Origin of the sequence: Acetobacter estunensis (genome assembly GCF_019083805.1) — a bacterium.
GTDB classification, from domain to species: domain Bacteria; phylum Pseudomonadota; class Alphaproteobacteria; order Acetobacterales; family Acetobacteraceae; genus Acetobacter; species Acetobacter estunensis_A.
Genome location: NZ_JAHRDV010000004.1, coordinates 235,596 through 261,278 on the forward strand (window position 1 = coordinate 235,596; position 25,683 = coordinate 261,278).

A 25,683-nucleotide genomic window follows, 5' to 3' on the forward strand; every position below is an offset into this window, starting at 1 on the left:
CTTAGTGATAACGGCGCAGAAGACCCACAAGCTGGCCCTGAATCTTGAGCCGCTCCGCCGGGACGATACGGGTCTCATAGGCCGGATTGGCCGCCTCGAGCGCTATGGTGTTGCCACGGCGGCGCAGACGCTTGAGCGTAACCTCGGCCTCGTCGATCAGGGCCACGACGATCTTTCCACTCTCGGCTGTGTCCGTTCGGCGGATGATGACGGTGTCACCATTGAGAATCCCCGCGTCGATCATGGAGTCACCCGCCACCTCCAGCGCGTAGTGATCGCCCGAGCCCAGCAGAGCCACGGGCACCTCCACCTGCGCCCCGTCATCACGCAGCGCTTCGATGGGCAGGCCGGCCGCGATGCGGCCATAGAGCGGCAGATGAACGGAAGCCGCAGCCTCTCCCGTACGCACACCGGTCAGGCGCTTGGAGAAGTCCCCCCGAATCACGTTGAGCGAGCGCGTGGGCACCGTCTCGTTCTCGACCTCCGGCAACCGCAGCACTTCCAGCGCACGAGCACGATTGTGACGGCGCTGGATGAAGCCGCGTTCCTCAAGGGCCGAAATCAGACGGTGAATGCCGGATTTCGACTTCAGGCCGAGGGCGTCCTTCATCTCATCGAAAGAAGGTGAGAAACCCGTCTGTCGCAGATGGGAATCGATGAACAGCAGCAGTTCATGCTGTTTGCGGGTGAGCATCGACCGGCCCCCTGTCTCGGTTGGGGATGAGGAAAAACGTTCGTTTGTTCTATGTTGGTTCCGGTTTCAGGTCAATGTGAGAGATGGGTGCCGCATCCTTTTTACACAAAGGAGGAGTGGCTCAATCCGCGAAAGTCCCGAAACGGATGATCCGACAGACCTCTCCCTTTTGGGCGGCAGCGGCATGCGGTTCACGCAGCACCAGCGCATCACAGGCGGCGAGCGGCGCCATCATGGACGAGTCCTGACGTGCGAACGGCGTGGCCAGCAGTGTGCCGTCCGGCTGGCGCACTAGCGTCGCACGCAGATGGTCTAAACGGCGATCGTTGGCAGGAACGTCACAGCCCAGAACGGCCGGTTCGGTACCATCATCGGACACGATTTCACCCGTCATGGCACGCAGGGCCGGAAGCACAAAGACCACGCTGCACACAAAGGCCGCCACCGGATTACCGGGCAGACCGATGACGGGGGTGGCACCAAGATGCCCGAACATCAGCGGCTTGCCCGGACGCATGGCGATCTTCCAGAAATCCGTCACCAGCCCTTCTTCGCCCAAGGCCGATTTCACCAGATCGTAGTCGCCCACACTGGCCCCACCGATGGTGAGCAGCAGATCGATGGCGCCCAGACCCGACGTAGCCTCGCGCAGCGACACGGGTGTGTCGCGAGCCACGGGCAGAATCACAGGCTCAGCGCCCGCGCGCCGCAGGAGGGCGGCGAGCATGAATGCGGCGGACCCAACGATGGAGCCGGGCGGCGGCGTCTCGCCGGGCAGCACAATCTCATCGCCCGTGCTGAGAATGGCCACGCGCGGACGACGGCGCACCGTAAGCCACGGGCAATTTCCCGCCGCCGCCAGTCCTATGTCACGAGCGCTCAACCGTCTGCCCGCTGGCACCAGGATCTGTCCCTTCACGAAATCCAGCCCCTGCGGGCGGATGAAGCGTCCGGCCGTCACGCCTTCCGTGACCGTGATCCGCTCGCCCGCGCGGATGGTGTTTTCCTGAATGAGCACACTGTCTGCCCCGGCGGGGATCGCACTGCCGGTAAAAATCCGCAGGCAGGTGCCGTCTGTCACGCTCAGACCGGAGGGATGGCCCGCCGGCGCCTCCCCGATTACCCGCAGCGTTGCACCAGTCGTGGCATCGGCGGTGCGCACGGCATAGCCATCCATGGCGGAGACAGCGACGGGCGGATTGGAAAGGCACGCAAGGACAGGTGCCGCGCAGATACGTCCCGTCGCGTCCATGAGCGAGACCGTTTCAATGCCAAGGGGCGCGATAGTGGACAGGATTCGCGTGAGGGCTTCCGAAACCTCGATCATAAGCGGCCTTTCGACATTAATTTCGGGGTCTGTCGCCCTTTCCGGCAAGGGAAAGCTTGACCAGACGGCCCCAGATGCGCAATTTGCGCCGAACTTGAACCACGGCCGCGATCAGGGGTGCAAATCCGGACCTGCGGTCAGGCACGATTCCGAGGATCTCATGGCAAAGACCAACGTCATCCAGATCCGGCTCGTCTCCTCCGCGGACACCGGATATTTCTACGTCACCAAGAAGAACGCACGTGCGCACACGGGCAAGATGGAACTCAAGAAGTACGACCCCGTCGCGCGCAAGCACGTCGTCTTTCGTGAGGCGAAGATCAAATAAGCTGCGCGGTTCCGCGTAAGCCAAGAAAAAGGCGCTGTCCCGATGGGACAGCGCCTTTTTCGTATCCAGCGAACGGAACGTCTTCAGTAAAGCTGGTCGTGCTTGTCGTACGGCACGACAATGTCGTTGGGGTTGGCAAGATTGAGCATCGCCCGTGCCCGTTCATCGAGAATATCCCCGTTCAGGGAGCTTTCACTCAGCCCCGCCACACGCCGGCGCCACGCCGCCTGTTCCTGCACGGCATTGGACTGAGACTGCCGGGCCTCGTCCAGAAGTGCCAGCTGCTGGGTATAGGCGCGCATGCCATGATCACCCTGCGTGACCTGCCACCCAAAATACCCGGTAAGAGCGAGAAAAAGAGAAGGAGGAAGAACCGCGTTTGCGGCGCGTCGGAACATGCGGCCCAGCTGCATTGCGATTCGAAACCTCCAGGGGACAAGACTAAACAGGTGTTGAAGCCTGTCTCCAAACGTATCGCAAGATGTGGCTTAAAAAAGGCACAACGAACAATCAACGGAACTTTCCGTCATCGTGATGGATCGCGGCAACAGACGCTGTCCTCCCAATGAGAGAGGACAGAGCGGGAAATCTTACTTTTTGAGGATGGTGCGCCCGGCATAGGCCGCCGCTGTCGCCAGTTCCTGCTCAATACGGATGAGCTGGTTATATTTCGCCGTGCGGTCGGAGCGACACAGCGAACCGGTCTTGATCTGACCGCAGTTCGTGGCAACCGCGAGATCGGCGATGGTGGTGTCTTCGGTCTCGCCCGAACGGTGGCTCATCACGCAGGTGTAGCCCGCACGATGCGCCATCTCGATGGCCGCCAGCGTCTCGGTCAACGTGCCAATCTGGTTGGCCTTCACCAGCAGCGAGTTGGCAATCCCCGCCTCGATCCCGCGCGCCAGACGCTCGGGATTGGTCACGAACAGATCGTCACCCACGAGCTGGATCTTCTTGCCGAGAGCGGCCGTGAGCAGGGACCAGCCCTCCCAGTCATCCTCGGCCAGACCGTCTTCGATCGAGACGATGGGATAACGCTTGGTCAGGTCTTCCAGATAGGCCACGACGCCACCGGCATCGAGCGTCTTGCCCTCGCCCGCCAGCACATACTTGCCGTCCTTGTAATACTCGGTCGCGGCGCAATCGAGTGCGAAGGTCACATCCTCTCCGGGACGATAGCCCGCTGCTTCCACAGCGCGGGTGATGTAGGACAGAGCTTCGTCAGCAGAGCCAAGGTTGGGGGCAAAGCCACCCTCATCGCCCACATTGGTGGAGAGACCGGCTTCCGAGAGCGCCTTCTTGAGCTGCTGGAAAATCTCCGAGCCCCAGCGCACTGCGTCCGCCACGGTCGGCGCGCCGACGGGCTGGATCATGAACTCCTGAATGTCGATCGGATTGTCTGCGTGCTCCCCGCCGTTGATGATGTTCATCATCGGCACGGGCAGGGTGTGCGCGAAAGGACCACCGATATAGCGATACAGCGGCAGGTTCAGTTCGATGGCGGACGCCTTGGCCACAGCCAGCGACACACCAAGAATGGCATTCGCGCCCATGCGGCTTTTGTTGGGTGTGCCATCAAGATCGATCATCGCGTTATCGATGTCGATCTGGTCCTGCGAATCCGCGCCCTCAAGAGTAGGGAAGATTTCGTTCTCGACATTCTCGCAGGCCTGAAGCACGCCCTTGCCGCCAAAGCGGGACTTGTCGCCATCGCGCAGTTCGACGGCCTCATGCGCGCCGGTGGAGGCGCCGGAAGGAACGGCTGCGCGTCCTCGCGCGCCGGAAGCCAGTTCGACCTCGACCTCGACCGTGGGATTGCCGCGACTGTCGAGAATCTCGCGGGCGATGATGTCAACGATGGCGCTCATGGATGTGCCCCTGACTGGTTGCATTCTTCTTGTTGGACGCCCTTCGCCCGAGCGAACGGCGCCCGTCCCTTAGAGGGACCGCCACAAGAGGTTGTCAACCGGAAATCCCCGCGCGTTTTCGAACCACACGAACTCTTTCCCGTTGAAGACGCACGCCGCTTGCTCTGTCGGCCATCAAGAGAGGGAGAAACGTCATGTCGCCTCGTCTGGGTCGCCGGGAGATCATGGGAGGCGTCATCGGCCTCGCCATGGGTGCTCGCACGGCCATGGCCACAGATTCGCGCTGCCTGACCGTAGCGGCGCGCGCGCCCACCCTGTGCAGCGCTGCCGCCGTGACGCCGGAGGGCGTTCTGTTTCTCGGCCTTCCCCGCTTTCCCGGCATGGAATCGTCCATGTCGGTGGCGCAGGTGCTCAGCGACGGCACGCTGCGCCCCTTTCCCGGCAAGGGCTGGAACGACTGGAAGCCGGGAGACGATGGCACCCATGCCTTTGTCATGGTCAACACCATTCACATTTTCCGTGACGGCACATTATGGGTCGTGGATCAGGGCGCCCCACCCGGCCAGACACCGCAACCGGGCGCGCAGAAGCTGGTGCAGATCGACCCGCGCACCGGCACTGTTCGGAACATCCTCCGTTTTCCTCCGCGCATCATGCCCCCCGGCGCCCAGTTCAATGATCTGCGTATCCACGGCAATTTTCTGTTTGTGACCGACAGCGGTCTGGGAGGCGTGATCATCTACGATTTCATGACAGGCGGAATGCTTCGTCGGCTGTCAGGACAGGCGGTGATGCGCAATGATGAGAAGTATCTGCACCGTGGTCTTGGCGGCCGTATCCTGCGCGATGACACCGGGAAGCGGCCACAGGTGCAAAGCGATATGCTTGAGGTGGACGCGGCCGGAAAATGGTTCTGGTTTTCCGTGCCCGCCGGACCGCTGAAACGGATTGCGGTCAATGCGCTGCTGGATACACGCCGGAGCGACGCCAGTGTCGTCCGCGATGTGCGCGTGGTGAAGGACATCCCGAGCATCGGGGGCACCTGCATCGACACGCACGACAATATCTATCTTTCCGATGCCGAGCATGGTCGTATCACCGTCCTCGCCCCCGATGGTCATGAGGAAATTCTGGTCACGGACCCGCGCCTGATTTCACCGGATGCGCTCTTCATCGACCGCAATCGCACGCTGTATGTGCCCTGCTCGCAGATCGAGCGGCTGGCCATGTTCAATGAAGGGCATGACGCGACCGAAGCACCATTTCTCGTGCTGAAAATGCATCTGCCCACGCAACAGGGCCGCATTGCACTTGGAGGAGCCGTGGAAGGATGAAGTGGGTTTCACGCTTTCTGTGCATCACGGCGCTTGTTCTGGGTGGACGCGCCCTTGCCACCGAAGCGCCGGTTTATGGCCCGCGTCTGGAAGGCTTTGCCTCTCCATGGCCACTGAAAACCTATCGCTTTTCGTCCCAGCGCCAGATGGTGGAGATGAACTACATGGATGTGCGTCCGGCGCATCCAAATGGTCGAGTGGCTATGCTGCTACACGGCAAGAATTTCTGCGCAGCGACTTGGGAGACGACCATCCGCGCGCTCGTGCGGGCAGGCTGGCGCGTGATCGCACCCGATCAGATTGGCTTCTGCACATCATCCAAACCCGACAACTATCAGTTTTCCTTCGCGCAGCTTGCCACCAACACACATGACCTTCTGCTCTCACTGGACGTCGAGCATCCTGTTCTGATCGGTCATTCGACAGGCGGGATGCTGGCTGTCCGATATGCACTGATGTTCCCGCGAGACGTGCAGCAGCTTGTACTGGTCGATCCGGTCGGGCTGGAGAACTGGCAGGCGAAGGGTGTGCCTTATCGCACGATTGATGAGTGGTATGCCGGTGAGCGAGGCAAAACAGCCGACGCCATCCGCGCCTATGAGCGCCGCGTCTATTACGACGGGAAATGGAATCCGGCATGGGAGAGATGGGTGCAAATGCTGGCGGGCATGTATCGTAGTCCTGAGGGGGACGCCGTGGCATGGAACTCTGCGCGCCTCTACGACATGATTTTCACGCAACCTGTGGTGCAGGAGTTTCCCAACCTGCATGTGCCGACAGTGCTGATGATCGGTGATCGCGACATCACCGCGATTGGCGCCGAGGGAGCGCCGCCGGACGTACGGGCGCAACTCGGGCACTACCCCGAGTTGGGACGCGCAGCTGTTGCCGCCATTCCCAGAGCGCGACTGGTGGAGTTTCCTACTCTTGGCCATGCGCCGCAGATACAGGATCCGGCGGTGTTTCATGCGCGCCTGTTCGAGATACTGGAGCACTGAGAACGGCCTGTTCCTTTTAAAGCGGAAAAAGGCCAAGAAAGGACTTTCAGGCTTCACCGAAAGGATCCCCATCCATCATGACAATGTCGCCATCGCGTGTGGCCGTGGTGGCCGAGGATCTGGCGGGGATGCGCTCGCAGGCGTTCGGACTGGCAGAGTACCTGGCGCTCCCTTCCCGGTTTCATGCTGTGCAGCCAAGCGGACTGATGCGATACCTGCCCTCACGTCTGTGGACCGCCCCTTTGCGCGCTCTTTCTGAAACACCACGGCTGGAGCCGTCCGAGCTTGTGTTCAGCGTGGCGGGAAAAGGCGGTGCGGTCGGAGCAGCACTCCGTCGGCAGCAGCACAGAGTGGTGCAAATCCAGAACCCCCGCATGCCCTTGAACCGCTTTGATCTCGTGATCGCCAACTATCATGACGAGATTAGCGGGCCCAATGTGCTGCTTGGCCGGACGGCCCTGCACGGCCTGACTCCACAAAAGCTCGCGCAGGCTCATCAGGAATGGAGTGGAAAGTTGCGTTCGACTTTCGGTCGACCGCTACTCGCCGCTCTTATTGGGGGAGCGAACGGACGCTTTCGGTTCGATCCAGAGGACGCTTCCCGTTTTGCGCAACATCTCGTACGGGCTGCACGCAAGGTAGATGCCGATCTGTTTGTCACTACCTCACGTCGAACAGGCACAGTCCAGACAAATGTATTGCGTAAAGCCGTGGAACATTCAGGAGGTACTCTCTGGAGCGCGGGCGAGAACAACCCCTATCGCGGACTGATTGCCTGCGCTGACTGGTTGGTGGTGACGGCAGACAGCGTGTCGATGGTCTCGGAAGCCGTCGCCGGACCCGCACCTGTGTATGTACAGACGCTTGAGGGAAAGTCCCGCAGGATCGGTCTGTTTCTCGAAACACTACGCGAATGCGGACGTATTCGTTACTTTGAAAACGATTTGGAACACTGGGACGTTACGCCGCTGGACGACACTCCGATGCTCGCACGCGACATGTGTCAACGTCTGGGATTGAGGCATTTGTTGCGTGACGATATTTGAGGAGAAGTGACCGGAGCCGTCAAGCTCAAGTCATAAAAATGGCTTATACCATCATGATAGAAACGGCTTTCCTTCATGCGCCACCAGAAGATCGTGCAGATCGGTCGCATGGTCTTCCTCATCGGCAAGAAAGCCTTCCAACATGATACGTGTTGTCGGATCGTTGTCACCGAAATAACGGATCAGTTCCTGATAATGTTCGATAACGATGCGTTCGGCAATCAGATCCTGCTTGACCATTTCGACAAGATTTCCGCCATCTCCGTATTCGGTGGCCGAACGTGTAGCCAGCCCTTCCGGGTTGAAATTCGGTACGCCGCCAAGCTGATCAATGCGCTGAGCCGCCGCCAACATATGTTTGCGCTCGGATGCGGCGTGCTCCGCAAACTCTGCTCCAACACTTTCGCTTGTCAGGCCCTCAACGGAAATCGAATGCATCGTATAACGCAGGACACAGACAAGTTCAGTCGCCACAACAGCTTGTAGTAATTCGACTGTCTTCTTCACATCACCCTTGTAAGAGGGCATCACCGCACCATCGTCGAGGGATTTTTTCGCCCGCTCGCGCAGTGTTTTCACATCCGACAGAAAGGCGTTGGCAGTATCGGTTGGCATATTAAGTTTCCTCTTGATTGAGCGGATATATTTGTAACGTCAGGATGTCGAAAGGTTGCATGCAGAATGAGAGAAATTCCCACATGCAAATGATTTTTATTATAAACAATAAAATATTGCATATTTTTAGCTGATTTTGATCCAGATACTTAAGTATTAATTGGACCTCAAATCATTCCTGCCAGTTCCAAGGCTTAGCTTTCATCCGGAGACGGCGGGTTTTTTATACAGGCTGGATACCAACTGATAACGGCGCACCATCATCATATGGACGTAAAAACTCGACAACCGTGGGGCGATAAAGATCCAGTCCTTTATAGGAGGCCAAAGCTGGATCAAGATCGCGCAGGACGCGATGCAGACGTTTCCGCCACTTTGGCACTGTCATGATGTCTTTTATCGGCAGCAGGTAGCAGCGAATTGCGAAAAGGACTGCATTTGAGCGTGGCAAACGATAGAGCGTCTGAAGCTCTACGCGCAGATGTACCTTCTCCGCGACATTTACAGGTGTGACCGATGCACGATCTTCTCCCCAAATCATATAATTTTCCGGAGAAGTATCAAGCCGGGGATTAATCGTCATCGTCCAGTTCAGACGCCTGACCGGACGCCCGTACTGAAGCATCAATAGAAACCTAAGAGCACGATCAAAGATTCCCATTTCAGAGGCCTTGGGAACCGGAGCATGCCACTGGCGAAAAGACATACCCATATCGAATTTCAGAGACCAATCCGCCTGCGATGTAACCATGCCGCCGTCCATCCACAGATCATTCTCACGCTGGTCATGAAGCGTAAAATCTCCCTGCATCTGCCTTGCCATATATTCGAAAGGCGCTTGCGGAAGCGTGGTTTCGTCGCCAAACACAAAAGATTGGCTGATGTTCAAAAGATGATTTTCCCAGTGCCAGTCGTTGCCCTTTTTTTTCAGAGTGAAATGCTCGGGATAATCTGATGACAGACTCTCCATGCCAAGTTCGAGGAAGTCCCATTCTGCATCGCGCATATGCGGCAAAACCATGCAGCGCTTGGGATCTTCCGCAAGAATACGAGCTTTCTCTGCACATTCACCAATATAATGCTCATCGACATCGAATGTGTGACTCATGGCTTCCACTGGACCACCACGCACATGCGGTTCGACATTCATCGAATACATGTAATCATCGTCAGGAAATGGAAAAGGAAATCGGAGAATTGTTTCCTCACTATTTTCGACATGGAAGGGAGGACGGTAGCTATCCTGGACATGCATTTCGTCACTCATGACTGGCCTCCTTAAAGATCAAGAGTGAGCGTGTCCGTTTTCGCACGGGACACACAGGTAAGAATAACATTGCCCGAAGCGCGCTCCGCCCCTGTAAGCACGTGGTCACGATGGTCTATCTGTCCGTCGAACACAGTCACGGCACAGGCACCACAGGCACCACCACGGCACATGCAGGGAGCATTCACACCCGCCTGCTCCAAGGCTTCCAGCAGCGTCTCATCCGCTCTGACCGGCACCCTACGGCCACTACGAGCAAGAATGACTTCAAACGCCCGTCCGCCCTCCGGCACGAAGAAATGTTCAGAATGCACTTTCTCCGGAGCAAAACCACACCAGTGTGTGGTTTCCTCCACCCATTTCATGAATCCTTCAGGCCCGCAGAAATAGACATGCGTCGCAATTGCCTCCTCCTGCAGCCAGTCAGCAAGGCCCACTTCAGAAGGCAGTTCGGTGTGAACGGAAACCCGTACCTGATCCTGATCTGCCAGCAATACCTCGAAGGCTGAACGTTCTTCCGCCCGGCAGAAATGATGCAGTGTGTAATCCGCCCCAATGGAACGCAGTTTTCTCAGATAGGAAAGAAAAGGAGTGATTCCTATACCAGCAGAAAGAAGCAGGTGACGTCGTGCCGTTTTTACAATCGGAAAAAGATTCGCCACACTTCCAATCCACACGGGCAGTCCGGGCTGACCTTTTTCATGCAGGAACCGCGAACCTCCCCGTGACTGCGGTGCGAGACGGACAATCACCGTCAGTTCCCGTCCGTCTTCTGAACGCTCTACAATAGAATAGGCGTTCTTGTAGACCTTCTCTCCATCCCCGAACTCAAGAGCGGCATAACTTCCCGGTGACACAGGCGGGAATGTAGACTCCTGCGCACGGAGCACAAATCGTCGCAATGTCGGTGTCAGGCTTTCAGCGCGCTCAATGAACGCCGGGAAGCCCATTCGTTCAACCATGAGTTATCGCCTCCAGCGCCTCAATCACAACTGTCGGTTCACCCGCTCCCATATAGGCACCGAGAACACGGGAATAATGGTCCCGGACGGACAGTTCCGTAGCACATCCCCGACACACCAGCGTGTCGCCACTCACCCCGTCATGAAGCGTGTCGCAATACACGCAGAATACCCGTCGTTCGGAACCAGCGGGTTCATCAAGAAGGATTTCCCCACTGCACAGACCTGCATCATCCGCGACTTTCGCCACTTGGGCGAGAAAAGCTGGCCGCCCAGCCGCATACAATCGAAGCCCTACCCTTTCATGCGCTAGGCGATATGCAAGCCTTTCAAGAAGATCGGCGGCAGAACGCATCTGCACATCAAATGCGTTTGGCTCGGCCTTTACCAGACTGCTACGCTCTACGGTCCAGACTTCAAACACAGCAGGCCGTTCACCTTTCGGAAACGCCAATGTCACGTTTTCACGGACAAACAGGTGGCGCCGTCCATCGGGATCAAAGGTCAGAGGCCGGTACGGAAGCTCGCTTGTCCCCATAAGACCTTTTCCTTTCCAACAGATCATAGCGGGACAGGACGTTATCCCTTTGCCGTCCGCTTCTTTTTCTCAGGATCATCGAACGGCAGCGTGTGCGTCACACCCGGTAACTCAGTATTTGCGGAATGCACCACAATACGTTTTCCTGGTATGGCGTACGGCATATCCATCCGCGCAAGCGCCATCGATTTTCCCGTTAGTTTCGAAACCATGGCGCAGGTAACAACACCAACCTTGCGCTCGCCATCATAAACTGCCGAACCTTCCTTAGCCGTCACATCACCATCCAGCAGCAAACCAAAAATCTTGAAGCGCTCTTTTCCCTTGAGCGCGAAGTGCGCTGGCGCACCACGGAAATGCGTCTTGCCAGGACTGACGGTAAAGTTCAGGCCCAGCTCCCACAACGTGTCACCAGCCATATCCTGTTCAAATGGATACATTTCCGAATTATCATAAGGATAGAAGAGGAGATAGCTTTCCACTCGCAGCAGATCGAGTGCGGTAAAACAGACCGGAACGATCCCATCGCTTTTTCCATCTTCCAGAATGCTATCCCAGATCAGCGGCGCATCTACGCCCTTGCAGAAAATCTCATATCCGCGCTCTCCGGTATAACCCGTACGGGAGATCATGACCGGGGCACCGAAAAGCGTCGTCTGCATATGGTGAAAATAGTTGAGTTGACGGATTCCGGGGACATGACGCTCAAGAAAATCCACTGCTACCGGGCCCTGAAGGGAAAGATCATGCAGATCATCATCAAACAGCATGGCGGCATTGCGCCCTACAACCGCCTGCGACAGCATTTCGTGCAAAGACCCGGCTCCGTGCACCACCATCCAGCTATTGGGCCCGGTGCGGTAGAGAACACAGTCATCAATGAACTTTCCCGAATCATTGAGAGCAGTGGCGTAAACCGAACGTCCCGGAGTAACTTTCTGGAGATTCCTGCTGGTTGCATAATCAAGGATGGCTGTCGCATGCGGCCCAACAAGATGGATTTTCTTCAGACCAGATACATCCATCAGGCCTGCCTTCGTACGAACGGCGGCGTGATGATCCCGCACATCGGTGGAATAACTCCAGGCCGTCGCCATGCCGTTCCAATCTTCAAGACTCGAACCAAGGGCACGGTGACGATCGGCAAGGGTGCTTGAACGCCAGCTTATGGTCATGTTTGCAGCTTCTCCCGGCTCACCGAGCCTTCACCTCGAATTGAAATCGCAACAAATAATGTAAGAAAAACCCTGCACCTTGATTGCATTATCGGATATATAAGTTTTCCTTAGCAAAGAAACCTTTTGATATAAACAATCATTTTCCAAAGACCCTTCAGGGCACCGCCCCAATTGTAACTGATGCCCTGAGTTGTGTTAACCCACGCTAGCCTTACGTTGGGGTTCGCCCACAGGGGCAAGAAAAGCCTCCAGAGAATCATCAAGCGCTTCCATCCATACCGTATGATGCGGAGGCGCCATTGTACCGGTCAGGACAGACGGATAGCTGCGGTCCCTGAAAGTCATGATTCCATCGACTTTATCATGCTTCCACTCCTTGAAGATCTCTGCCACTTTATCGAGATCAAAGGGTGGATAGTCAGTGTATTTCATCAAGTCACGGACGTAGTCGGTCTGGAAATCAATCTCCTGATAGGCGTCTTCAAGCGCTTCTTCGCGCTTGCGCCACACATGCGTGTCCGCTGTCATGTCCGCCGCCGTCGGCAGTTCCAGACGTCCCATAATTACGTCACGAGCGAACCATGCCTGAGCATCAAACATATTAAATGTGTAGTATTGATCCTGCATCCCGAGATAAAGCAACTTCGGATTGTCGATCCAGCAGACACCTTTGTACAAATCTAGAGGATACAGGCGGTTATTTGTTTTCAACCTCAAAGTATCAGGCAGGAAGGGGAAATGATGCTTGTATCCGGTGCACAGAATGATGGCATCCACCTTACGGGTCTCTCCATCACTAAAATGAGCTATGTTTCCTTCCACTTTCTCAAGAAGTGGATGCTCCGAAAAATTCTCCGGCCAGTTAAAACCCAACGGGCGGGAACGGTAGGAGAAGATGATCGATTTCGCACCGTATTTGTAGCACTGGGAAGCGATATCTTCCGCAGAATAAGAACTGCCAATTAGAAGAATGTCTTTGCCAGCAAATTCATTCGCATCCCGGAAATCATGGGCATGCAGAATGCGACCGGGAAAGAGATCAAAACCCGGAAAGCTCGGAACATTGGGGGTGGAGAAGTGACCGGAAGCACAAATGACGTAATCAAAAGATTCTGAATAAACGTGACTGTTCGCAAGGTCTTCAACTGTTACGATGAAGTGCTCCGCATCTGCATCCCACTGGACTTCCCTTACCGGCGTGCTGTAACGCATATCGCCCTGTAGGTCATCACGCTTCATACGGCCGAGAATGTAATCCAGAAGCACGGCACGAGGCGGATAGGACGGAATTGGACGACCAAAATGCTCCTCAAAGGAATAATCGGAAAATTCAAGCCCTTCTTTCGGACCATTTGACCACAAAAAGCGGTACATGCTCCCATGCACAGGCTCTCCATATTCATCGAGTCCCGTACGCCAGGTATAGTTCCAGATACCGCCCGCTGATGACTGCTTCTCGAAGCAGACGATGTCAGGAACATCAAATCCTTGCTTGCGAGCCGTGCTGAACGCTCTCAACGCAGCAAGCCCACTCGGACCCGCGCCAATGACTGCTACCCGCTTTTTTGTCATGTTCGTAGATGCTCCTTACTGGACGATCAGGTTTACAAACCTGTTTCTGACCATATTTCAGGATCTGACCCGTGTTTTTTTCGAGTCATATGCCGGAAACAATGTAACCTTCACGGGTATTCTCTTTTGAAACCCGTCAAGTTTTCCGATTTCCAGATCCTTTCCAATTTCCGCCACTGATACATCGACACGTGCGAGCGCAATGTTTTTCCCCAGAACGGGTGAGTTGCACGCGCTTGTTACGACACCGACCTTGGCCCGACCTGAATAGACAGCATCTCCGTGCTCAAGCCTGTCATTCAGTCTGCTTTCCAATCCAATCAAACAATTTCTTGGATTTTCACGTCTCCGCAGCAACGCTTCGCGACCGACATAATCCTCGACCTTGGACGCAGGCACCGCAAAGCCAATACCCGCCTCGAATGGATCCGTCTCCGGACAGAACTCGTAATTGGCAAAAGCCAGTCCGGCTTCGATACGCAGCCAGTCGAGAGCGTCCAGACCGAGAGGCACCATCCCTTTCGGCTTTCCAGCCTCCCAGATCGCATCCCACACAGCAGAAGCCTGACGGGGATGACACCAGATTTCGTAACCAAGCTCTCCTGTGTAGCCGGTTCGTGAAACCACAACCGGAATGCCTTCCGGTCCACCGATGCGTCCGATGGTAAAGCGGAACCATTTCAGAGACTCGATGTCTGGCTGTGTCGGACAGGTCCAGATCAATGGAGCCAAAATCTTCCGGCTTTCCGGTCCCTGCACTGAAAGATTATGCAACTGGTCCGTGGATGAACGAATACGGACATGCAGCCCACGCTCATCCGCGAGATTACGGAGCCATTCACCGCAATAGTCATCGCCACAGACAAGCCGGAACGCCTGCGGCGCCAGACGAAACACGGTTGCGTCATCCAGCATGCCTCCGTGCGGATAACATAGCGCTGTATAAACCACCTGCCCTACGGCCAGCTTACGGATATCGCGTGTTGCCGCTGTCTGAAGCAGAAACTCGGCATCCGGACCTGTGATTTCGAATTTACGCAGAGCCGACAGGTCCATCACGCAGGCTTTTGTCCGGCAGGCCCAGTATTCTGAAACCGGACCATAGCCTTCGAAATAGGATGGCAGCCAGAAACCTTTATATTCGACAAACTTCGCGCCCAATGCTTCAAGGCGGTCGTGAAAACCACTTTGCCGCGTCATGACAGGTGGAGATTCGGGTGTCATACGATGCGTCACCCCCTTGGGAAAACGGTTGCTCCGGTCGTAAATGCGGATGTGAATGTCGGTGGGCGTCCAGCCATTTGCGGACGTCACATCATCAGCGCACGATGAAGAGGCGCAGATGAGATCCTCCTCCGCTCTGAGCAGCACATAGTCGCCGGGCCGCGACCAAGGCTCCTCGCCCACGATCGTACCGCATTCGAGAACCTTCGTGTTGAAGAAGAAGTTGATAGCGGGCCAGCCACTGCGGGGAGAAATTCCCTCCATTTTCAAAACATTATTGAAATTTTCAGTGCAGTTGTCATGACCGGGGTAGCCGCTATCATCATAATATTTAGCCGTACACGCGAGAAGAAAGGCATCGTGACGGCCTACCGTGTCCTGTACGATCTCGACCATCGGCTGCATATGTTCATCGAGAAACTTGGCATGCAGTCCCGGTGTCGGCATGGCGTTTCCCTGCACGGTCCGAGTGGCGGTCGCGTCCAGCCCGCACTCCCTGCCCTCTTCCAGAGCCCGCGCATCGAACGCAAGAAAATCGGAGCATTGCCGACCTTCGACATCGATGATCTGGATGTAGTCCCCCTTGCGGACACGGTAACTCACAGCCGAGGCTGCCGGCACGCGGATCTCCCGCAGAACAGGTCCAAGTGGGGCCGACAGCCGCGACGTGCCGTGAGCCGCATAAATCACTACATCCACGCGACCGGGGGCATCAGAAGTTTCAGGCAACATATCGTCCGCAGGAACATCGACCACGATGTTTCCATCCTGCAGCACCGTGAAACTGACAGTCTCACCTGGCACAGCATCCGCACCCAACACGATAAAAGAAACCTCGTCTCCCTCCAAAAACTCCGACAGGGCCTCACTGGAAAAGGTATGTGCGGTTTCTTCTCCCAAAGAGCAGGCCAGCATACCCCGCGGAGCAAACACGACAGCGACCTGCCCTCCATCAACGCCCAAAACTTCGAGACGCTCGCCTGCGGCTACCGAAAATTTCCGAGCACTATCCCCACCGTTGATTTGATGAGAATATCTTTGTGGAGCTTTTACAAGAAACGTGGCCATGATCGTCGCCCTCGATACGTTTCCGATCCGAAACAAAAGGAAGCATGTGACTGGGTCCATAGCAATAGTGCCATTTGGCACCATTCATCCTGAACAGAGAAGGCATCTGCTTCTTATGTAAATTCAACCAACAAATTCCATCTTTCGTTCTACTGAAAAGAGATTTTCCTATAACAGACAAAGATCTTACCTAGGCATACGGCCGAATCCATTGCTACATCAAAACACAAATCTCAGGTTTCATATTTCTCAAAATCTCCCTACATCATTGCTTTATAATAAAAAAATACTGTATCACTCTTTGCGACCTAAAGAATTATCTAAGCCTATATATAAATATATCTTATATATAAGATATTTTTGTTGCTGATTCTGTTTTGCAGCTACTAGGGTCATCCCTTATCATTATGGAAGCGGAATGATGATCAAGAATCTGCTTTGCATCTCACTGCTTGGCGGTCTTTGCCTCATGGGCCACACTGCCATCGCTGCACCAGAATCACACGATCCGATCAAGATCACCCTCAATGACTGGACAGGTGAACTGATAACCGCCCATATCATGGGCGATATCCTGAAAAAAGCTGGCTACAACATTGATTATATACCAGCCGATTACCTGGCTCAGTTCAGTGGCATGGAAAATGGTGACCTCACTGTCGCTCCCGAAGTCTGGGCCACGACCGCGCAGGAAGCTCTTCAAGCTGCGGTAAAAACCGGCAAAGTGGAAGATCTGGGCTCCTCTGGCATGCAGGCCCGTGAAGAGTGGTGGTTTCCGGAATACATGAAGGAAAAATGCCCAGGCCTGCCCAACTGGGAAGCTCTTAAAAAGTGTGGTGAGATTTTCAGCACTCCTGAAACCGCCCCCAAGGGACGTTATCTCGGTGGTCCTTCGACCTGGGGCGGACATGACGAGGAACGCATTGAAGCGCTGGATTTGCCATTTGAAGTCGTACATGCTGGCACGGACGCCGCGCTGTTCGCCGAGCTTAAAAGCGCCTACGAACGCAAGGCGCCCATCATTCTGTGGATCTACACACCGCATTGGGTTCCCATCAAATACAAAGGGGAATTTGTTGAATTTCCCCGCTACGAACCGGGCTGTTACGAAGACCCGAGCTGGGGCATCAATAAGGATGCCAAATATGACTGCGGCAAGCCCTATGGCCCTATCTGGAAAGCTGTCTGGTCCGGCATGAAGGACAAATGGCCGGGCGCCTACACCATTATCAAGAATTACAAGTTCGACAATAAAACCATGGGTGAACTTGATGCCCGCGTGGATCTTGATGGCGAAAAAGTCGAGGACGTAGCTCAGGACTGGGTAAACAAGCACGAAGACGTGTGGAAAGCCTGGCTCAGCAAGTAACGCCTTTCCTCTGGCAGTCCCACCGGGACTGCCAGAGACATTTCCTTTCCGCAGAAGAGAGACCTGATGCAGCACCCCGTACTGGCCTGCCGGAAAGTCAGTCGCCTCTATGGCGCACGTGCATCCGAATTCGTGACAGACGGCCACCTGACCACCGACAACGTGCAGATGCTTCAGGAAGCCGGAATTACGCCTGCGATCTTCAATGTCGATCTCGACATTGAACGAGGCAAGACCTTTGTCATCATGGGTCTTTCCGGCTCCGGGAAATCAACGCTTTTGCGTTGTCTGGCCGGTCTCACTCCTCCATCAGCCGGACAGATCCTCTTTGAAAGCAAGGATCTTTTCGCATTTCCCGAAGCTGATATGATCCAGATTCATCGTCATCAGATGGGCATGGTCTTCCAGCATTTCGCTTTGTTGCCGCATCTTACGGTGCTCGGAAACGTCGCTTTTCCTCTGGAAATTCAGGGGCGCCCACGTGCGGAACGTGAGGAAATCGCACAGCGGATGATCCGTCTAGTGGGACTCGAAGGCCGCGAACACCGATTTCCCGCCCAGCTTTCCGGCGGACAGCAGCAGCGTGTCGGGATCGCCCGTTCTCTCGCGGGCGATCCCGACGTGTGGTTCCTTGATGAACCTTTTTCCGCCCTCGATCCGCTGATCCGCCGCGAAATGCAGGATGAAGTCATGCGTCTTCAGGGTATGCTGAAAAAAACGATCGTCTTCATCACGCATGATTTCGAAGAGGCCGTGCGGATTGCGGACCGCATTGCCATCATGAAAGACGGCCAGGTCGAGCAGATCGGAACAGCGGAGGAACTGCTCGTCAACCCTGCAACAGATTATGTGCGCGCCTTTACGCGGGATGCGCCACGCGCCCATATTCTAACTGCCAGATCCATCATGATAGCGCCTCCTCCTGTCGGCCCCTTTGGCGGCGAGGTCAACGCGACAGACAGGGTCATTTCCTTTGCCCGTCAACTGGATGCCTCTTCCCTGCCGCTTGCCGTCATCGAAGGCAATGAAATCATTGGCGCCATTGATCGAACCATGCTGCTCGACATTCTCATTGGCCCTGCTGCGCAGGCTGTCTGCGCATGAAGAAAGCGTCTGCCCTCCCTGCCGGCATCGTTTTCGGCAAACAGGCCACTCTGCGTCACCTGCCGTGGCTGATCATTGTCATTCTGAGCGTCATTCTGGCCGAACTGCCGCGCTCCATGTTTCCAAGGTGGGTGCAGAAATACCCTCCCGGATGGCATCTGCCGCTAGCGGACTGGATTTCTGCTTTCATGCACTGGCTGACAGTGGATGCTCATATTGGACCACTAACCGTGTCCGGCTTCACCCGAGCGCTCTCGTTTCTGCTCGATCTGCCGCTGCAACTGGCCTCCATGGTACTCGCGACCGGTGTCCTGAAAGGTCAGGGATCCGAAGCCGTAATGCTGTTTCCTCCCATGCCATGGTTCGCCCTGATCATAGCTGTCGCGGCCCTCTCATGGACACTGCGCGGATGGCGCCTTGCTGTCGGCATGACGATCGGTTTTCTCTATCTCGCGGTTTTCGGACAATGGACCAGTGCCATGGTCACACTCGCCTCCGTGCTTGTCGCGACCCTGCTCAGTGCTGCGGGTGGGCTCGGGCTCGGGCTTCTGTGCGTCCGCTCCGTCACCTTTGATCGTCTTCTTTCCCCGTTACTTGACGTGGCGCAGACGATGCCCGTCTTCGCCTACCTCTTGCCGATGCTGATCCTTTTCGGTTTCGGTCCCGTCTCCGCCATGATCGCTACCGTCATCTATGCCATCCCACCGATGGTCCGTGTCACGGTGGTCGCCATTCAAGGCGTCCCTGACGAGTTGCGTTCGCTCGGCAGCATGACAGGTTGCACCCGTCGGCAGATGACATGGCGGATCCTGCTGCCAACAGCTCTTCCCGGACTGATGGTGGGCGTCAATCAGGTGATCATGCTTTCACTCAACGTCGTGATCATTGCCTCGATGATCGGTGCGGGTGGTCTCGGCTGGGACGTGCTTGGCGCCCTTCGACGTCTCGATATTGGTGGTGGGCTGGAAGCCGGGCTGGCGATCACGGTTCTGGCCGTCATGCTCGACCGCTTCGCGCAGGCGCTCGTGTCGGACGCAGGCCGCAACAGTCCAAGCACTTCACGGTCCCATCGGCTGGTCGCGGGAACTCTCGTATTGGCGGGACTGCTGTGGATTGCCGCCGCCATCTGGCCCGCCATCGCCCATTATCCCGACAACGCACGCCTCTCGACCGGCCCATTCTGGAATGATCTGGTCTCCTGGATCAATATCCACTTTCACGATCCGCTCGATGTGATCAAGACCTTCATGCTGTTGCATGTCCTCATGCCGGTAAAGCGCTTCATGCTTGCCCTGCCCTGGCCATGGGTCGTGGCTGTCGTGATGCTGGCCGGACTATGGACGGGAGGCATCCGTCTCGCCCTGACTGTGGGCCTCATGTGCGGCTTCATGGCTATCGTGGGTCTGTGGCAGCCGGCAATGATCACACTCTATCTCTGCGGCGTATCAGTCGTGATCGCCATGCTGCTCGGAGTGCCGCTGGGCATCTTGGCCACACAGCGCCCTTGGCTGATGAAAAGCGTGGAAGTGTTTATCGACACGCTCCAGACACTCCCGGCCTTCGTCTATCTCATCCCCATCGTCATGCTGTTTCGTGTCGGCGATTTTACGGCGATGATCGGTATCGTGCTCTATGCCATCGCTCCCGCCATCCGTTACACGGCGCACGGAATCAGTCAGGTGCCGGAGCCCCTTATCGAAGCCGGCATCATGACCGGCTGCACACGCGGACAGATTCTCAGACGCATCCGCCTCCCCTATGCTCTTCCTGACATGCTTCTGGGCCTCAATCAGACGATCCTTCTGGCGCTTTCGATGCTGGTCATCACCGCGCTTGTCGGCACACGCGATCTTGGACAGGTCACTTACGCCGCCCTTTCCAAGGCGGATGTCGGACAGGGTATCGTGGCTGGTCTGTGCGTGGCCTTTATCGGCATGATTTCCGACCGTTTCATCAGACAATCGATCAAGCTGACCGGCTCGTAAGCCCTTCTGAAAAAGACATTTACTTCTTATCCTCCCTTTACTCAGTTACATGAATACGAAAAGCATCGAAAACAGTCTGCCTATTATAACTATCATGGCTATTTCTATGATTTTCATTGCATAGTGACAATGACGATTCTAGTGTTTTCACCACTGATAGGAGCAAGGGCCAGAGCATAACCTTGGCTGGAAGCCAGTCCTTCTTGCTGGCTCCGATTTCGGTTCGACACCAGTCGGGCGATGACCGCACAAGCGCGTCTTTCCTTGACTTGCGCTGTCGGTAATCATCTGGAAAAATCAAGGCTGCAGCATCATGCGAATCCGTCCTGTCTAAAGCGTGATCGGTCCTATACTGGCCGACAAAAGGAGGAAGCGTTATGGCCACACCTTTGAAAAATTCAGAAGAATGTGTAACGCTTCCTGAAAGCTGGCTCGCTGCCACCGGCAATGTCGCGGCTCAGATCGGACAACCAGACTTTCATACACAGATGCTCGGCCTGCTGGCTTCTCTCATTCCCAACCAGGCCGCATGGATCATTGCCTATGCCCCCGGCGTACTGCCGAACGTCCTCCACACAAATGATGTCGCATCCAGTGTGACTACCGATTATAATTCCACTTTCCGGTGTTTTGACCCTTTCTGGCATTTATGGCGCCGCCGGACACAAGCGCCCGCCGTCACTCTTTCCACACTCGATTCATCCGTAAAGCCTGATGAATACACACGAATATTTCAGAAAAAACATGAATTTTCTGATGAACTCGGGCTGCTTCTTCCGATTCATAACAATGCTTGTGTGATGCTTTTTCTTCAGAAAGGAGAAAATCTTTTCACAAACGAGGAATTGCGTCTCACGCATCTAATCCAGCCGCTCTTCAACGGTCTACACCGTGCTCATGTCGCTCAGACTCTTCATCGCTTCAGCACCATCGATATTCATGAAAACAGCAGTTCAACAGGGGGCTCGCTAGTGCTCGACCGGCACGGCAACCGTCTGTACGGTAATGCCGCCTGGCACGAAGCCGAGAAACTTCATGGTCCCATCCTGCTTCATGCCATTTACAAACTACTAGGCACGTCTGGCCAGACCTGTCATACGGAACCACAACGGTTTGTACTGCGTCTTGTAGTGCTTCCGGAAGACTGCATGCTTGCACCGGGAGGGCGATTACTTGTTTTCAATTCAATCCACTTTCCCGCAGCATCCGATGATCTACCTCATAAGGCTCTGAATCTGACACCGCGTGAACGTGAACTCCTACAACTAATCTTGCAGGGTCGTTGTACAGGGGAAATCGCCCAGCATATGGGAGTCAGTAAGGGAACCGTCAAAAACCACCGGCTTCGCCTGTATCGCAAAACTGGCGTGACATCCGAGCGAGCTCTTATCAATCTTTCCCGTTCCATAAACGGCTGAAGGAGCTAAATTCGTCTTTTATTTAAAAACAGGAATTTTTGAAAACATATGCCATTTTTCAAAGTCAATTCGCTTCCCAGCCCTCCATTACATGATACTGCTTTTCAATTGAGCTAACCTCAGTCAATTAGAACCATTTATTTCGCGAACTGCATGGCTGCCTGGAGCGTATTTTGCAAAAGACAAGCAATTGTCATTGGACCAACACCACCAGGCACTGGTGTGATCGCCGCCGCACGCGAACTCACTTCGTCGAACGCCACATCGCCTACCAGCCGTGATCCCGATCCAGTTTCCACGCGGTTGATGCCAACATCAATGACAATGGCACCGTCCTTCACCCAGTCACCCCGAACCAACCCCGCGTGACCAGCCGCAGCGACAATGATGTCCGCCCGCCGCGTTTCCGTGGCGACATCACGTGTTTTCAGGTGCGTAACTGTCACAGTACAGCCCGCTTGCTGAAGCAGGCGCGCCATCGGACGCCCCACAATATTAGAACAACCAATGACTACCGCATGTAAACTAGCCAAGTTGGGCACGACGGAGCGTAGCAGCATCATACACCCCATCGGTGTGCAGGGAATAAACCCATCCTGTCGACCAACCGCCAAACGACCTGCATTGACAATATGAAAGCCGTCAACATCCTTATCGGGATTTATCGCATCCAGAACCGCATCCCGATTGATCTGTTCAGGAAGCGGAAGCTGAACCAGAATGCCGTGTACCGACTGATCGGCATTCAGGCCTGCGATCAGATTCAGAAGTTCATCCTGCATCGTGCTTTTCGGCAGATGATGAGACACCGAACGCATTCCGGCCTCTTCCGTCGCCCTGATTTTGTTGCGAACATAAACGGCGCTGGCAGGGTCTTCCCCTACCATCACAACCGCCAATGTGGGTAGCACGCCATGTCTCGCATGCAATCCCTGTGCTTGATCACGAATGTCGTGACGCAATCTGCGAGCAAAGGCTTTGCCATCAATCAACTTAGCATCTGACGCCATAATCAGGCCTCTCTCCGTATGCATCAGGAGGTGAACACGATGGTTTTGTTTCCATTTAGGATCGTCCGCATCTCGATATGATACCGCACAGCCCGCGATAGAACCCGGCGTTCAATGTCACGTCCCTTGCGGATCAGATCCTCCGGGCTGTCTGCATGCGAGATACGTTCCACATCCTGTTCAATGATCGGCCCTTCATCAAGATCACTGGTCACGTAATGCGCTGTCGCACCAATCAGTTTTACACCGCGGTTCCATGCCTGATGATAGGGCCGCGCGCCCTTGAACCCCGGCAGGAAGGAATGATGAATATTGATACAGCGTCCGGAAAAAGCAGTCGCCATGTCATTGGACAGTATTTGCATGTAACGCGCCAGCACAACGAGTTCCGTCTCGCTCTCTTTGACAAGCGAGAGGATACGGGCTTCCTGCTCCGCCTTCGTGTCTTTCTTGATCGGCAAATAATGAAAGGGAATATCATAGAAATCGACATCCCTGTAAGTCTCTTCAGGATGATTGGCAATGATCCCTACAGGATTGATCTGAAGCTCATCAATTCGCCAGCGGTACAGGAGGTCCACAAGGCAATGATCGAATTTTGACACAAGGATCATGACCTTGGGACGATATGACTGGCAGTTCAGACGGTATTTCATCTGGAACTGACTTGTCAGCGTTTCCACAATCCCGCGAAGGTCAGCCTCTGTGCGGCCCCCTTTCACGATGTCGAACATGATCCGCATGAAGAAGCTACCGCTACCCGTATCGTCGAACTGCTGCGCTTCGGTGATGTTCGCGCCAGCCTCGAACAGGGCTTGACTCAGGGCGGCCACGATGCCCGGACGGTTCGGACAGCTCAGCGTCAGAATATAGCCTTTGGCGTCAGGAGAGAGCGTTGTCATACACAGAGATCCCTTTCTGAAGTTGAAAAACCGTCCATGGTGACAGAGGGGTCATAGAGCAGGCTTGCAGCAAGACTCCGAAAGATAAGAAATGAAGGTAAGTCGACGCGTCATCTGTCCGCCACATAATGACCGGAATATGCTGGATTAGCGTGGAGGCGATATGATCGTTGCCGAAATACCCTCGGGTGCAGATCAACCAGCACAAGTTGTGACACTGTCTTTCGGACATTTGGACCGGACAGTTTCAGGATAGCGTGGCTGTCGCTTTGAAATGTCAGCGTACAGACGTCGCCACAAACGTCCCAAAGAAGGGAAAACAGGAAGTAACGGTTGATCTGCATGATCTTTCCACGCTTTGTTTTCATATCGTGTAGAAAACGATCCTGCGTGAGACATGATAATTTTTTCTTATAATAGACCCTGACTTTCAGCGATCCTCCTTTGATCTTTCCTCACTGAACGTCTGTCTTGCCGTCTATGAAAATGGTAGCACGGCAGCCGCCGCCCGGATGTTGTCCGTGATACAGGCTTGGGATCAGCGATACGACCTTCTACACGTGACGATCGAAATATAGCGGGTGGAGGTATCGAACGCGCGGTAGACAGTAACCCACAGCCCGCAATTCAGAACTGAGCACAGGTTTGGGACAAAGTGAGCACGCACATTTGCATCTGTGCGGCTCTCCCAAACGCAAAAAATTACCCTCTATTTTTGCCCAATGCCATGATATTATTAAATATTTATAACACAAGGAATAAACAACCAACAATAACCGCACTTGACCAGCTGAAAAATACCTCGCTTTACTGCACAACAGAGTGACTATACCAAAACACAGGGCTACATACTTTATTGAAATCTCTGTCATAGGCATAACATCTCAGATATAGTCTCGTAAAATGGCCAATATATGTGGCAACACCTCATGTCTGAGACTACATTCTTCTTCGACGCCTTCGCCCTTCAATCCACCTTGCCTGATCGCGGAAGAACGACCGAGCAACACGCTCCTGCATATCTCCCGAAGGTCGTCGAATAGAGTTTCACTAAAATCGAGCCTTTAATTTCTATCTCTACCAAGCGGTAAATCCGTTATCCACATACAGATGAGTTCCGTTAATAAAACGGGCGTCATCACTAGCAAGAAACACAACAGCATCAGCGATTTCCTGCGGTGTCGCCGCACGCCCCTGACGGGCGGTCAACTCCTCTTCGGATGCTCCCACTCCATAGGATTTCAGTGCCGCAATTTCCTTTTGGCCGTGAGGAGTGTCAATAAAACCTGGGCATACAGCGTTACAGCGTATGTTGCGGTCACGGAACTCCACGGCAATGGCGCGAGCGAACATGTGACACGCTCCTTTGGTAGCATTGTATGCTACTTCAGTTGGGGTCGCGGCCGTCGCGGAAATTGAGGATGTGCAGACAATCGCCCCTCCTCCGCCTGCTATCATGTGAGGTAACGCCGCTTTCGTAACAAGAAACATACTTCTTACATTGACTGCGAACAAGTCATCCCATTCCTCGGTCTCTATGTCCAGAAATGGTTTAATAAGAATGGTTCCGGCGTGATTGAAAAGAACATCAATTCGATCAAAAGCTTCTATACAGGCCCGCATCCCCTCACGGACCATTTGGGCGTTTGAGACATCGACATGAAAGAAAGTGACTTTATGGCCAGACTCTGAAAGCCGTTTTGCAAGTTCTTCGCCAGCAGCAACGTTTCGATCAAATATTGCAACCTTTGCCCCTTCTTCAGCAAAACGCACGACGCTTGCCGCTCCCACGCCCGTAGCGCCGCCCGAGACAAGGACTACTTTTCCGGCAAATTTCCGTTCCATTGTTTATTTCCTTATCAATGATCCGATATCC

At 54.8% G+C, this 25,683-nt stretch carries 22 protein-coding genes; 8 read left to right on the forward strand and 14 right to left on the reverse strand.

The genetic code is table 11. The features are described from left to right. Nucleotide 1: 1 nt before the first annotated feature. Both lexA and KUA11_RS07405 read right to left on the reverse strand, forming a co-directional pair. Nucleotides 2–694 (reverse strand): transcriptional repressor LexA, encoded by a 693-nt coding sequence (lexA, locus tag KUA11_RS07400; RefSeq protein ID WP_217409674.1) that lies wholly within the window; start codon nucleotides 692–694, stop codon nucleotides 2–4. Between the two features lie 121 nt (nucleotides 695–815). Further along, complete coding sequence (locus KUA11_RS07405) at nucleotides 816–2,021, reverse strand: molybdopterin molybdotransferase MoeA (RefSeq protein ID WP_217409675.1); 1,206 nt, start codon at nucleotides 2,019–2,021, stop codon at nucleotides 816–818. A gap of 160 nt (nucleotides 2,022–2,181) precedes the next feature. Here KUA11_RS07405 and rpmG point away from each other — a divergent pair, with 160 nt between their 5' ends. Next, the gene (gene rpmG / locus KUA11_RS07410) at nucleotides 2,182–2,349 is read left to right on the forward strand and encodes a 50S ribosomal protein L33 (protein ID WP_166317178.1); all 168 of its coding nucleotides are present in this window, start codon (nucleotides 2,182–2,184) and stop codon (nucleotides 2,347–2,349) included. Between the two features lie 83 nt (nucleotides 2,350–2,432). On the opposite strand, the gene KUA11_RS07415 is transcribed toward rpmG, so the two are convergent. Together KUA11_RS07415 and eno are read right to left on the reverse strand one after the other, a co-directional pair. Further along, nucleotides 2,433–2,762 (reverse strand): FtsB family cell division protein, encoded by a 330-nt coding sequence (locus tag KUA11_RS07415; RefSeq protein ID WP_217409676.1) that lies wholly within the window; start codon nucleotides 2,760–2,762, stop codon nucleotides 2,433–2,435. Nucleotides 2,763–2,939: 177 nt separating this feature from the next. After that, a complete protein-coding gene (eno, locus tag KUA11_RS07420; RefSeq protein ID WP_217409677.1) occupies nucleotides 2,940–4,217 on the reverse strand; it encodes a phosphopyruvate hydratase in 1,278 nt (425 codons plus the stop codon). 194 nt (nucleotides 4,218–4,411) lie between these two features. On the opposite strand from eno, the gene KUA11_RS07425 reads away from it, so the two are divergent. The 3 genes from KUA11_RS07425 (at nucleotide 4,412) to KUA11_RS07435 (ending at nucleotide 7,595) form a co-directional block, all read left to right on the forward strand. After that, nucleotides 4,412–5,551: an SMP-30/gluconolactonase/LRE family protein gene (locus KUA11_RS07425; protein WP_254454742.1), complete on the forward strand. Its 1,140-nt coding sequence runs from the start codon at nucleotides 4,412–4,414 to the stop codon at nucleotides 5,549–5,551. Further along, the gene (locus KUA11_RS07430; RefSeq protein ID WP_217409678.1) at nucleotides 5,548–6,549 is read left to right on the forward strand and encodes an alpha/beta fold hydrolase; all 1,002 of its coding nucleotides are present in this window, start codon (nucleotides 5,548–5,550) and stop codon (nucleotides 6,547–6,549) included. The genes KUA11_RS07425 and KUA11_RS07430 overlap by 4 nt, the downstream gene beginning before the upstream one ends. A 77-nt stretch (nucleotides 6,550–6,626) precedes the next feature. Next, nucleotides 6,627–7,595 (forward strand): mitochondrial fission ELM1 family protein, encoded by a 969-nt coding sequence (locus KUA11_RS07435; RefSeq protein WP_217409679.1) that lies wholly within the window; start codon nucleotides 6,627–6,629, stop codon nucleotides 7,593–7,595. A gap of 51 nt (nucleotides 7,596–7,646) precedes the next feature. On the opposite strand, the gene KUA11_RS07440 is transcribed toward KUA11_RS07435, so the two are convergent. The 7 genes from KUA11_RS07440 to KUA11_RS07470 form a co-directional block, all read right to left on the reverse strand. Continuing rightward, entirely contained in the window at nucleotides 7,647–8,210 is a 564-nt protein-coding gene (locus KUA11_RS07440) for a ferritin-like domain-containing protein (protein ID WP_217409680.1), read from the reverse strand. Between the two features lie 223 nt (nucleotides 8,211–8,433). Further along, a complete protein-coding gene (locus tag KUA11_RS07445) occupies nucleotides 8,434–9,477 on the reverse strand; it encodes a heme-dependent oxidative N-demethylase family protein (protein ID WP_302480873.1) in 1,044 nt (347 codons plus the stop codon). 11 nt (nucleotides 9,478–9,488) lie between these two features. Beyond that, a complete protein-coding gene (locus KUA11_RS07450) occupies nucleotides 9,489–10,439 on the reverse strand; it encodes a PDR/VanB family oxidoreductase (protein ID WP_217409681.1) in 951 nt (316 codons plus the stop codon). After that, nucleotides 10,432–10,977: a dimethylamine monooxygenase subunit DmmA family protein gene (locus KUA11_RS07455; RefSeq protein ID WP_217409682.1), complete on the reverse strand. Its 546-nt coding sequence runs from the start codon at nucleotides 10,975–10,977 to the stop codon at nucleotides 10,432–10,434. Before KUA11_RS07455 ends, KUA11_RS07450 begins: the two co-directional genes overlap by 8 nt. Nucleotides 10,978–11,018: 41 nt before the next feature. Further along, nucleotides 11,019–12,152, reverse strand: a complete 1,134-nt coding sequence (locus KUA11_RS07460; RefSeq protein WP_217409683.1) for an aminomethyl transferase family protein — start codon at nucleotides 12,150–12,152, stop codon at nucleotides 11,019–11,021. A 198-nt stretch (nucleotides 12,153–12,350) separates the two neighbouring features. Then, on the reverse strand, nucleotides 12,351–13,727 hold the full coding sequence (locus tag KUA11_RS07465) for an NAD(P)-binding domain-containing protein (protein WP_217409684.1): 1,377 nt from the start codon (nucleotides 13,725–13,727) through the stop codon (nucleotides 12,351–12,353). A gap of 57 nt (nucleotides 13,728–13,784) precedes the next feature. Next, nucleotides 13,785–16,019: a trimethylamine N-oxide demethylase gene (locus tag KUA11_RS07470; RefSeq protein ID WP_217409685.1), complete on the reverse strand. Its 2,235-nt coding sequence runs from the start codon at nucleotides 16,017–16,019 to the stop codon at nucleotides 13,785–13,787. 418 nt (nucleotides 16,020–16,437) lie between these two features. On the opposite strand from KUA11_RS07470, the gene KUA11_RS07475 reads away from it, so the two are divergent. The 4 genes from KUA11_RS07475 to KUA11_RS07490 all read left to right on the forward strand — a co-directional run bounded on the left by KUA11_RS07475 (nucleotide 16,438) and on the right by KUA11_RS07490 (nucleotide 21,895). Beyond that, complete coding sequence (locus KUA11_RS07475) at nucleotides 16,438–17,388, forward strand: ABC transporter substrate-binding protein (RefSeq protein ID WP_217409686.1); 951 nt, start codon at nucleotides 16,438–16,440, stop codon at nucleotides 17,386–17,388. 66 nt (nucleotides 17,389–17,454) lie between these two features. Continuing rightward, a complete protein-coding gene (locus KUA11_RS07480) occupies nucleotides 17,455–18,492 on the forward strand; it encodes a quaternary amine ABC transporter ATP-binding protein (protein ID WP_217409687.1) in 1,038 nt (345 codons plus the stop codon). Beyond that, complete coding sequence (locus KUA11_RS07485; RefSeq protein ID WP_217409688.1) at nucleotides 18,489–20,477, forward strand: ABC transporter permease; 1,989 nt, start codon at nucleotides 18,489–18,491, stop codon at nucleotides 20,475–20,477. The genes KUA11_RS07480 and KUA11_RS07485 overlap by 4 nt, the downstream gene beginning before the upstream one ends. Before the next feature lie 377 nt (nucleotides 20,478–20,854). Beyond that, entirely contained in the window at nucleotides 20,855–21,895 is a 1,041-nt protein-coding gene (locus KUA11_RS07490; RefSeq protein WP_217409689.1) for a helix-turn-helix transcriptional regulator, read from the forward strand. A 137-nt stretch (nucleotides 21,896–22,032) separates the two neighbouring features. Here the strand turns inward: KUA11_RS07490 and folD are convergent, their stop codons facing one another. The 3 genes from folD to KUA11_RS07505 all read right to left on the reverse strand — a co-directional run bounded on the left by folD (nucleotide 22,033) and on the right by KUA11_RS07505 (nucleotide 25,652). After that, nucleotides 22,033–22,905, reverse strand: coding sequence for a bifunctional methylenetetrahydrofolate dehydrogenase/methenyltetrahydrofolate cyclohydrolase FolD (gene folD, locus KUA11_RS07495; protein WP_217409690.1), 873 nt, complete (start codon nucleotides 22,903–22,905; stop codon nucleotides 22,033–22,035). A gap of 23 nt (nucleotides 22,906–22,928) precedes the next feature. Then, nucleotides 22,929–23,807 carry a formyltetrahydrofolate deformylase gene (gene purU, locus KUA11_RS07500; RefSeq protein ID WP_217409691.1) on the reverse strand — a complete coding sequence of 293 codons (879 nt, stop codon included), beginning with the start codon at nucleotides 23,805–23,807 and terminating at the stop codon, nucleotides 22,929–22,931. 1,077 nt (nucleotides 23,808–24,884) lie between these two features. Beyond that, nucleotides 24,885–25,652, reverse strand: coding sequence for an SDR family NAD(P)-dependent oxidoreductase (locus tag KUA11_RS07505; protein WP_217409692.1), 768 nt, complete (start codon nucleotides 25,650–25,652; stop codon nucleotides 24,885–24,887). Between the last annotated feature and the right edge of the window lie 31 nt (nucleotides 25,653–25,683).

Coding starts and splice junctions, on each gene's coding strand:
- lexA (WP_217409674.1), bottom strand. CDS start 694: ATGCTCACCCGCAAACAGCATGAACTGCTGCTGTTCATCGATTCCCAT.
- KUA11_RS07405 (WP_217409675.1), bottom strand. CDS start 2,021: ATGATCGAGGTTTCGGAAGCCCTCACGCGAATCCTGTCCACTATCGCG.
- rpmG (WP_166317178.1), top strand. CDS start 2,182: ATGGCAAAGACCAACGTCATCCAGATCCGGCTCGTCTCCTCCGCGGAC.
- KUA11_RS07415 (WP_217409676.1), bottom strand. CDS start 2,762: ATGCAGCTGGGCCGCATGTTCCGACGCGCCGCAAACGCGGTTCTTCCT.
- eno (WP_217409677.1), bottom strand. CDS start 4,217: ATGAGCGCCATCGTTGACATCATCGCCCGCGAGATTCTCGACAGTCGC.
- KUA11_RS07425 (WP_254454742.1), top strand. CDS start 4,412: ATGTCGCCTCGTCTGGGTCGCCGGGAGATCATGGGAGGCGTCATCGGC.
- KUA11_RS07430 (WP_217409678.1), top strand. CDS start 5,548: ATGAAGTGGGTTTCACGCTTTCTGTGCATCACGGCGCTTGTTCTGGGT.
- KUA11_RS07435 (WP_217409679.1), top strand. CDS start 6,627: ATGACAATGTCGCCATCGCGTGTGGCCGTGGTGGCCGAGGATCTGGCG.
- KUA11_RS07440 (WP_217409680.1), bottom strand. CDS start 8,210: ATGCCAACCGATACTGCCAACGCCTTTCTGTCGGATGTGAAAACACTG.
- KUA11_RS07445 (WP_302480873.1), bottom strand. CDS start 9,477: ATGAGTGACGAAATGCATGTCCAGGATAGCTACCGTCCTCCCTTCCAT.
- KUA11_RS07450 (WP_217409681.1), bottom strand. CDS start 10,439: ATGGTTGAACGAATGGGCTTCCCGGCGTTCATTGAGCGCGCTGAAAGC.
- KUA11_RS07455 (WP_217409682.1), bottom strand. CDS start 10,977: ATGGGGACAAGCGAGCTTCCGTACCGGCCTCTGACCTTTGATCCCGAT.
- KUA11_RS07460 (WP_217409683.1), bottom strand. CDS start 12,152: ATGACCATAAGCTGGCGTTCAAGCACCCTTGCCGATCGTCACCGTGCC.
- KUA11_RS07465 (WP_217409684.1), bottom strand. CDS start 13,727: ATGACAAAAAAGCGGGTAGCAGTCATTGGCGCGGGTCCGAGTGGGCTT.
- KUA11_RS07470 (WP_217409685.1), bottom strand. CDS start 16,019: ATGGCCACGTTTCTTGTAAAAGCTCCACAAAGATATTCTCATCAAATC.
- KUA11_RS07475 (WP_217409686.1), top strand. CDS start 16,438: ATGATGATCAAGAATCTGCTTTGCATCTCACTGCTTGGCGGTCTTTGC.
- KUA11_RS07480 (WP_217409687.1), top strand. CDS start 17,455: ATGCAGCACCCCGTACTGGCCTGCCGGAAAGTCAGTCGCCTCTATGGC.
- KUA11_RS07485 (WP_217409688.1), top strand. CDS start 18,489: ATGAAGAAAGCGTCTGCCCTCCCTGCCGGCATCGTTTTCGGCAAACAG.
- KUA11_RS07490 (WP_217409689.1), top strand. CDS start 20,855: ATGGCCACACCTTTGAAAAATTCAGAAGAATGTGTAACGCTTCCTGAA.
- folD (WP_217409690.1), bottom strand. CDS start 22,905: ATGGCGTCAGATGCTAAGTTGATTGATGGCAAAGCCTTTGCTCGCAGA.
- purU (WP_217409691.1), bottom strand. CDS start 23,807: ATGACAACGCTCTCTCCTGACGCCAAAGGCTATATTCTGACGCTGAGC.
- KUA11_RS07505 (WP_217409692.1), bottom strand. CDS start 25,652: ATGGAACGGAAATTTGCCGGAAAAGTAGTCCTTGTCTCGGGCGGCGCT.